This is a genomic window from Flavobacterium sp. (assembly GCF_046155325.1).
Lineage (GTDB): Bacteria > Bacteroidota > Bacteroidia > Flavobacteriales > Flavobacteriaceae > Flavobacterium.
Map to the genome: position 1 here is coordinate 1 of NZ_JBJXDQ010000166.1, position 7,212 is coordinate 7,212.

Annotated in this window: 6 protein-coding genes and 2 pseudogenes; 4 read left to right on the top strand and 4 right to left on the bottom strand. The window is 31.8% G+C overall.

Annotated elements, in window-relative coordinates; all coding sequences use genetic code 11:
• From ACKVOD_RS11605 to ACKVOD_RS11615, 3 genes are all read left to right on the top strand, one after another.
• The coding region (locus ACKVOD_RS11605; RefSeq protein WP_409209633.1) for a DALR anticodon-binding domain-containing protein at window positions 1-431 on the top strand (431 nt) is incomplete at its 5' end.
• Window positions 432-511: 80 nt separating this feature from the next.
• Window positions 512-1,861, top strand: a complete 1,350-nt coding sequence (gene ffh / locus ACKVOD_RS11610) for a signal recognition particle protein (RefSeq protein WP_409209634.1) — start codon at window positions 512-514, stop codon at window positions 1,859-1,861.
• A 126-nt stretch (window positions 1,862-1,987) separates the two neighbouring features.
• Window positions 1,988-2,869 carry a bifunctional 5,10-methylenetetrahydrofolate dehydrogenase/5,10-methenyltetrahydrofolate cyclohydrolase gene (locus tag ACKVOD_RS11615; protein ID WP_409209635.1) on the top strand — a complete coding sequence of 294 codons (882 nt, stop codon included), beginning with the start codon at window positions 1,988-1,990 and terminating at the stop codon, window positions 2,867-2,869.
• Window positions 2,870-2,994: 125 nt separating this feature from the next.
• Here the strand turns inward: ACKVOD_RS11615 and ACKVOD_RS11620 are convergent, their stop codons facing one another.
• From ACKVOD_RS11620 to ACKVOD_RS11630, 3 genes are read right to left on the bottom strand one after another with little or no spacing between them, the layout of a single operon-like run.
• Entirely contained in the window at window positions 2,995-3,735 is a 741-nt protein-coding gene (locus ACKVOD_RS11620) for a sterol desaturase family protein (RefSeq protein ID WP_409209636.1), read from the bottom strand.
• A gap of 17 nt (window positions 3,736-3,752) precedes the next feature.
• The gene (locus ACKVOD_RS11625) at window positions 3,753-4,982 is read right to left on the bottom strand and encodes a radical SAM/SPASM domain-containing protein (RefSeq protein ID WP_409209637.1); all 1,230 of its coding nucleotides are present in this window, start codon (window positions 4,980-4,982) and stop codon (window positions 3,753-3,755) included.
• Complete coding sequence (locus ACKVOD_RS11630; protein ID WP_409209638.1) at window positions 4,975-6,669, bottom strand: hypothetical protein; 1,695 nt, start codon at window positions 6,667-6,669, stop codon at window positions 4,975-4,977. The genes ACKVOD_RS11625 and ACKVOD_RS11630 overlap by 8 nt, the downstream gene beginning before the upstream one ends.
• A 154-nt stretch (window positions 6,670-6,823) precedes the next feature.
• Here ACKVOD_RS11630 and ACKVOD_RS11635 point away from each other — a divergent pair.
• A pseudogene (locus ACKVOD_RS11635) lies at window positions 6,824-6,933 on the top strand (bifunctional 5,10-methylene-tetrahydrofolate dehydrogenase/5,10-methylene-tetrahydrofolate cyclohydrolase); the annotation flags it as partial.
• Window positions 6,934-7,002: 69 nt separating this feature from the next.
• Here the strand turns inward: ACKVOD_RS11635 and ACKVOD_RS11640 are convergent.
• A pseudogene (locus tag ACKVOD_RS11640) lies at window positions 7,003-7,212 on the bottom strand (23S rRNA pseudouridine synthase F); the annotation flags it as partial.

Genomic DNA, 7,212 nt, shown 5'->3' on the forward strand with positions numbered 1-7,212 from the left:
TTTTGAAAGTAGATCCTAAAAAGAGAATCCTTTTTGACCCAGAAGAATCTGTTGATTTTGCTGGGAATACTGGGCCTTTTATTCAATATACTTATGCCAGAATTCAATCTATTATTAGAAAAGCTGATTTTAATTATTCCGACAAAGCTGAAATTGTAGAATTGCACGAAAAAGAAAAAGAATTAGTAAAACAATTGGAGTTATTTCCAGAAGTAATTCAAAATGCAGCTCAAAATCATAGTCCAGCGCTTGTTGCAAATTACACCTATGATTTGGTTCGCGAATACAATTCGTTTTATCAAGCCGTTTCGATTTTGGGTGAAGAAGATTTGAATAAAAAAATATTCAGAGTACAGCTTTCGAAAAAGGTTGCCGAAACCATTGCTTTGGCTTTTCAATTATTAGGTATAAATGTACCAGAAAGAATGTAGAATTGATTTTCAATACTTTCGTAAACATTGTAGCTTTCTAACTTTATATTATATTTGTATTCTTAAAAAAAACCAATACTATGTTCGATAATTTAAGTGATAAATTAGACAAAGCCTTTCATATACTTAAAGGTCACGGTAAAATAACCGAAGTCAATGTTGCCGATACCTTAAAAGAAGTTCGTCGTGCTTTGTTAGATGCCGATGTTAACTTTAAAATTGCCAAAGATTTTACCACTAAAGTAAAAGAAAAAGCAATTGGTCAAAATGTTTTAACAACGCTTCAACCAGGACAGTTATTAGTAAAGATCGTTAAAGATGAATTGACTGAATTAATGGGTGGTGATGTTGCTGGAATTAATCTTTCGGGTAACCCAACTGTCATTTTAATGTCGGGATTACAAGGTTCAGGAAAAACTACTTTTTCAGGAAAATTGGCTAATTATCTTCAAACAAAAAAAAATAAAAAACCGCTTTTGGTTGCTTGTGATATTTATCGTCCAGCAGCAATTCAGCAATTGTATGTTGTTGGAGATTCAATAGCGGTTGAGGTGTATTCAGAACCTGAAAATAAAAATCCAGTTGAAATTGCTCAAAATGCTATTAAGCATGCTAAAGCCAATGGATTTAATGTAGTAATTGTCGATACTGCTGGGCGTTTGGCTGTTGATGAAGCTATGATGACCGAAATTGCTAATGTTCACAAAGCTATTCAGCCGCAAGAAACATTATTTGTTGTAGATGCAATGACTGGTCAAGATGCTGTAAATACAGCAAAGGCTTTCAATGATAGATTAAATTTTGACGGCGTAATTTTAACCAAATTAGATGGTGATACTCGCGGTGGAGCTGCACTTTCGATTAAATCAGTGGTTAATAAACCTATAAAATTTGTAGGTACTGGCGAAAAAATGGAAGCTATTGATGTCTTCTATCCATCTCGTATGGCGGAGCGTATTCTAGGGATGGGTGACGTAGTTTCTTTGGTAGAAAGAGCACAAGAAAATTACGATGAAGAAGAAGCGAGAAAAATCCAAAAGAAAATCGCAAAGAACGAATTTGGTTTTGATGATTTTCTTTCCCAAATTCAACAAGTAAAGAAAATGGGTAATATGAAAGATTTGGTTGGTATGATACCAGGCGCTTCAAAGGCGATGAAAGATGTTGAAATTGAAGATGATGCTTTCAAAAATATAGAAGCAATAATCCATTCGATGACTCCTAAAGAACGAACAAAACCAGCCATTATCGATGTAAAAAGAAAGACTCGAATTGCAAAAGGTTCTGGAACTAAAATTGAGCAGGTTAACCAACTCATGAAACAGTTTGAACAAATGAGCAAAATGATGAAGATGATGCAAGGCCCTGGAGGAAAAAACATGATGAAGATGATGAGCGGAATGAAAGGTGGAATGCCGGGAATGAAATAAAAGCCCCTCCCAGCCTCCCCGAAGGGGAGGAGTCAAAAAAAAAGCAATCGATTTATAAATTTACTAACATCAGTTTCTACTCCTCCCCTTTGGGGAGGTCGGGAGGGCTACTTTTACAGTTTCAAAATGCAACTACTAGACGGAAAAAAAACATCAGAGGAGATTAAAACTGAGATAGCACTTGAAGTGCAAAAAATGAAAGCTGATGGTATGAAAGTACCACATTTAGCAGCAGTTATCGTGGGTACTAACGGTGCTAGTTTAACTTATGTTGGTAGTAAAGTGCGTTCGTGTGAGCAAATAGGTTTTGATTCAACTTTAATTAGTTTGCCAGAAGATATTACCGAAGAAGCTCTGCTTAATAAAATTAATGATTTAAATCAAGATGATAATTTGGATGGATATATTGTTCAATTACCATTACCTAAACATATCGATGAACATAAGATTTTGATGGCAATTGATCCTGATAAAGATGTAGATGGCTTTCATCCTGCTAATTTTGGAAAAATGGCTTTAGAAATGGAAACCTTTTTGCCAGCTACTCCATTTGGAATTATGGAATTGCTAGCGCGTTACAAGGTTGAAACAGCAGGAAAACATACCGTAGTTATTGGTCGTAGCCATATTGTAGGTCGCCCTATGAGTATCTTGATGAGTCGCAAAGGCTATCCAGGAGATTCAACAGTAACACTGACACACAGTAGAACCAAGAACATTGAAGAGTTTACCAAAAATGCCGATATCATCATCACCGCTCTTGGCGTTCCTAATTACCTAAAAGCCGATATGGTAAAAGAAGGTGTTGTAGTAATTGACGTTGGTATCACTAGAGTAGAAGATGCTTCACATCCAAAAGGTTATGTAATAACTGGTGATGTTGATTTTGAAAGTGTAAGTCCTAAGTCTTCTTTTATTACACCAGTTCCTGGTGGAGTAGGACCAATGACCATTGCAATGTTATTAAAAAATACGCTTTTAGCACGAAAAATTAGAAGTGGAAAATAAAATAGAATTATTCATAAATTGAAGTCTTAAACGAAAGTTTAGGGCTTTTTTGCTTTAATTTTATATCTATTGATTTTTACAACCTCATTATACTTTTGTTTTTGGAGTGTTATACTATTTTCTTTCTAAACCTTGGTTCTTTTTTCTAAATAAGTTCCCATCATTCGATCCCAAATCGAGAAATACAATCCATAATTAAAACGACCTCCAATTTCGTGATGTAAATCATGATCTCTAGTTGTGTTCTTCCATTTTGAAATGTTATGGAATATACTTTTCTTCGAGAAAATTTCATAACCTAGATGAATTACAACATTATAGATTGTCATGATTATTAGAAAAATAATCAATGCAATTGGGTGTGTTGGAATAACAAAAATGATCAAAGGAATTATTCCTAAAGATATAAATGCTTCAGCTGGGTGGAAGGAAAAGGCAGCCCATGGAGTAGGATTTTGTGACGAGTGGTGAATTTTATGAAATCGATAAAGCCATTTATTACTGTGCATTAATTTATGTGTCCAATAAAAATAAGTGTCGTGAAAAAGAATCATGATAAAAACACTTGCTATTAAATATACTATTCCATATTCATTTATATCAAAGTAAATTTTTGTAATTCCTATTTTGTACCAATATAAAACAAGTCCACTAGTCCCACTATAAAAAAGTAAAGTAAGTATAGAGTAATAAATCTCTTTTTTGATTTGATTAGTTGATGGGGATTTACCTTGGATTTTTAAATGAGAAAATTTGTTTTTCAACCAAACATAAAAAACAAAATAGGCTAGTCCTGCAATAAGGAAAAACCTAAAAAATATAATAAAAACACCTGCTAACCAACTATTTTCTTCAAAGAAAAACATAGATTTGTTTTTTAATTTTAATTAGAATTAAATTGATGACAACCTAAATTTTGCAATTTTAAAATTGAATTATCAAAATCGTCATCCAATACATTTCCTGTCTTTGTTTGGCAAAATGGACAAGCATTAATATCTCCATCAGGATCGACATATAAACTACGATTTCCTGCGGCAAAACAACCTTGACGTCTTTGATAATAGCCATGATAACTGATAATTGGATACTCTTTGTATTTCGGATCGTAATTCATTGCTAAATAGAAATCTTCCAATATTTGTATTTGGGTATCCGATAAAAAAACATCTTTCTCAGAATAATGTCCAACTGCTTTGGGTTCTAATAATTGAATAAATGAAACCCCCATTTTTTTTGCAAGATTGGCATAAGTATATAGGTTGTCAAGAGTTGTAAATTCTTTTGTAGTACAAATAGTTAACGCAACAGCCAGTTGGTTATCAATGGCATTTTGTACTCCATTTTCAACCCAATAAAAAGCTTCTTTAAAACCTCGAAATTGGTTGTGTTTATCTGGATCAAAATGATCTAGGCTAATCATTACGCCATTTAAACCGGCTGTTTTTAGTTTTTTAGCATTCTCAAATGTTAGTTTGAACCCAGAAGTCAACACCCAAAAATCAGTTTCTTTTTTTGCGCTATTTAAAATATCAATTAATAAATCCATTTTTAAAAGTGGTTCTCCTCCCGAAAAATGAATTTGGCTAACTCCTTTTTCTTGAAGTTTAGCAACAATACTTTTTAGTTGATCTGGGGAAAGTGTCTCTTTTTTATTTAAGTTTTCCCATTCATAACAATGTTCGCATTTCAAGGAACACTTCTTTGTAATGGCAACATACGAATTGATGAAACGGTTTACTTTTTGTTTTACAGGAATAATATGGTTCATTTCTGCTACGATAAAATTTTTGAACGAAATTCCATTCCAACCTGGAGCATAAAGTCCCCAATAATACCTATTATCAACGCAAGCTAATTTTGTTAGATAATGTTGTCCTAGCGTTTTTCTTCTCAATTTTATTAAAGATAAAGGGATATAAATCCAGTGCCATGGATTCCTATAGTTTTTTATGGCAATGCCAATAATTGTTAATCGAAATGACAAAACTGCATATTTCTTTTTCCAACCATAAACTAGCGATTGCTTATTTTTGATTTGAGGAACTATAGTCAAATCTTTTTTAATATAAGGAACCGAAATAATTTGACCAATGTAATTTTCGTTATTCATGATTAAAAACTATTTCGTTCAGATTACTAATGGTATTGAACTTTGTATATTCCACTTTAGAAAATTGGGAGAGAGCTCCTTTTTCTCTGAAGGTTTTCAGTTTTGCAAAATTTGGAATTCCTTTATAATCTCTAATATATGTATAATAACCTCTATTTTTTAAAAATACAGTTTGTTCCTCCTCTTTTTTAGGTGATGAAACGTGGTATTTTACAATAACCTCATTGCCTATGTTGGGCTGAACTAAATAATTTTTATCTTCTTTTGTCAATAAATCAGTAACGTTGCTTCCTTTTTCGTCAATAGCGGAAAATGGATTAACATAATGTGTTTCTAAAGGAATGTCTTTGCTGTAGTCAATTGCTGCATAATCAACTTCCCAAAACATATAGCCACACTCCAGTTTTATTTCTATTTTTGGAGAATTTATTTTTTCTAAATCAATTGGGACAATTAAATCTCTAAAAGCCATTGGGCCAACTGGGTTAATTTTTTCAATCAAAACCCATTCATTGTTTGACTTAACATATACAGACAATGGAATTCCTTGGTCATTTCGCCATTGAATGTTTTTTTCTGCTGGAACTTTAAGTTGTTGTTTTTGAAATGTATTAAAATACGATCCAAATTGTTCATTAAATTTACCATATACATAGTCAAACCAAAGAGAGTTTTTAGTAGATAAGACTAATTTCGCCTGATTATATGGAGTGGGTTTATCGAATGTTAAAACAATATTATTAGTTCCTTTGTTCGAATAATTTTCTTCGTCAAAAAGATACGCTTTAGAATCTTTTTCTAATGAAGGCTTAATAGATATTGGACGATTATTAGAGGTTACATTTTCTGGAGCTTCTTTTTTTGCAATTGTATGCAGTTTTCCATTTTGGTCTAATAAAACTTCGTTGAATTGAGAGTGGTTTACAACTACAAGTTGAGCCAAATCTGTATATTGAATTTCTAATAGTTCATTTGAAATTTTAAGTTCGTATTCTTCATTTTGTGCCTTAAAATTAGGTAAAGGAAGATAGTCCGTTCTTTCTAATGTTGGGAGAACTGCTCCAGGATATAATTCGCCAGTAAAAGCAAATGAATTGCCTTCTTTAATGTAAATGAAAGGACAAGAACTTTTTGTAACAGCAATAATAATTGCAAGAACCGCAAGAGTTCCAACAGAATAACCAATAATATTAAATATTTTTTTCCCAGTATCAGGTTCATAAACTTTTAATTCTTTTATATTCGAAAATGGAATAATAATCTGGGAGGAATTATCAGCTTTGATAGAATTGTTTGTATAAAAATGAATTTCTAATTTTTTATTAGCTGTTTTTAATTTTCTACGGTCTTGGGATTTTGGATTTTTTTTTATAGGATATAAGGAATGGTTTTCAACTACAGGAGTTAAAAAACCGGTTATTTCATTTTGATCTTCGTTTATAATAGGGTTATTTAAGTGCCAAATTTCGGTATCTGTATGAACAATAATATATCTGTTATTTCTATTCTTTGAGTTATATTTTTGCGCAAAAGTATCCGATTTCGATGTAATAGTCTTTGTTCTATAATTAGAACAACTAATGCTCATGTTCAAAATAACTAAAGTCATAAATACGGAAATGACTTGGCTATTTTTTCTAATTAGGTAAAAAATTGGGGGAACGGGTAATCTTAGTTTTTTCTTCATAATGCAAAAAATATTTAATTAAGTGTAATTTTTTGAAAATCAAAGATTTGGTCTTGTTAAATTTACTTATTTTTACTTAAAAGTGTTAAGTTTATATGATTTTTTTTTAAATTAACATTTCTGTATATACACATATATAATTTTGTTGAACTAAGCAAAAAAAAATTATTTAATCACCATAGTTCCGGGTGGAGTAGGACCAATGACTATTGCAATGTTATTAAAAAACACCTTTTGGCAAGACAAATCAGAATGAAAAAATAATATTTCCAAAATTTAAAAAGGAAAACCCAAGATGAGATTCTTGGGTTTTCCTTTTTTGCACATTTTTAACTAATAATCCCCTCTTTTCTTAAATCTAGGGTCATCTCTTTTGATAAATTCGGTTCTTCGTTTTGGAGCTTCAGTTTTGGGTAAACTAGCTTCTTCAGTTTTACTAGAGGGTTCAATGAGTTGGTTCAGTTCGTTGATTTCAGCATCGGTTAAATCCCGGTATCTCCCCACAGGAATATCTAGCGAAATATTGATAATTCGGATGCGTTT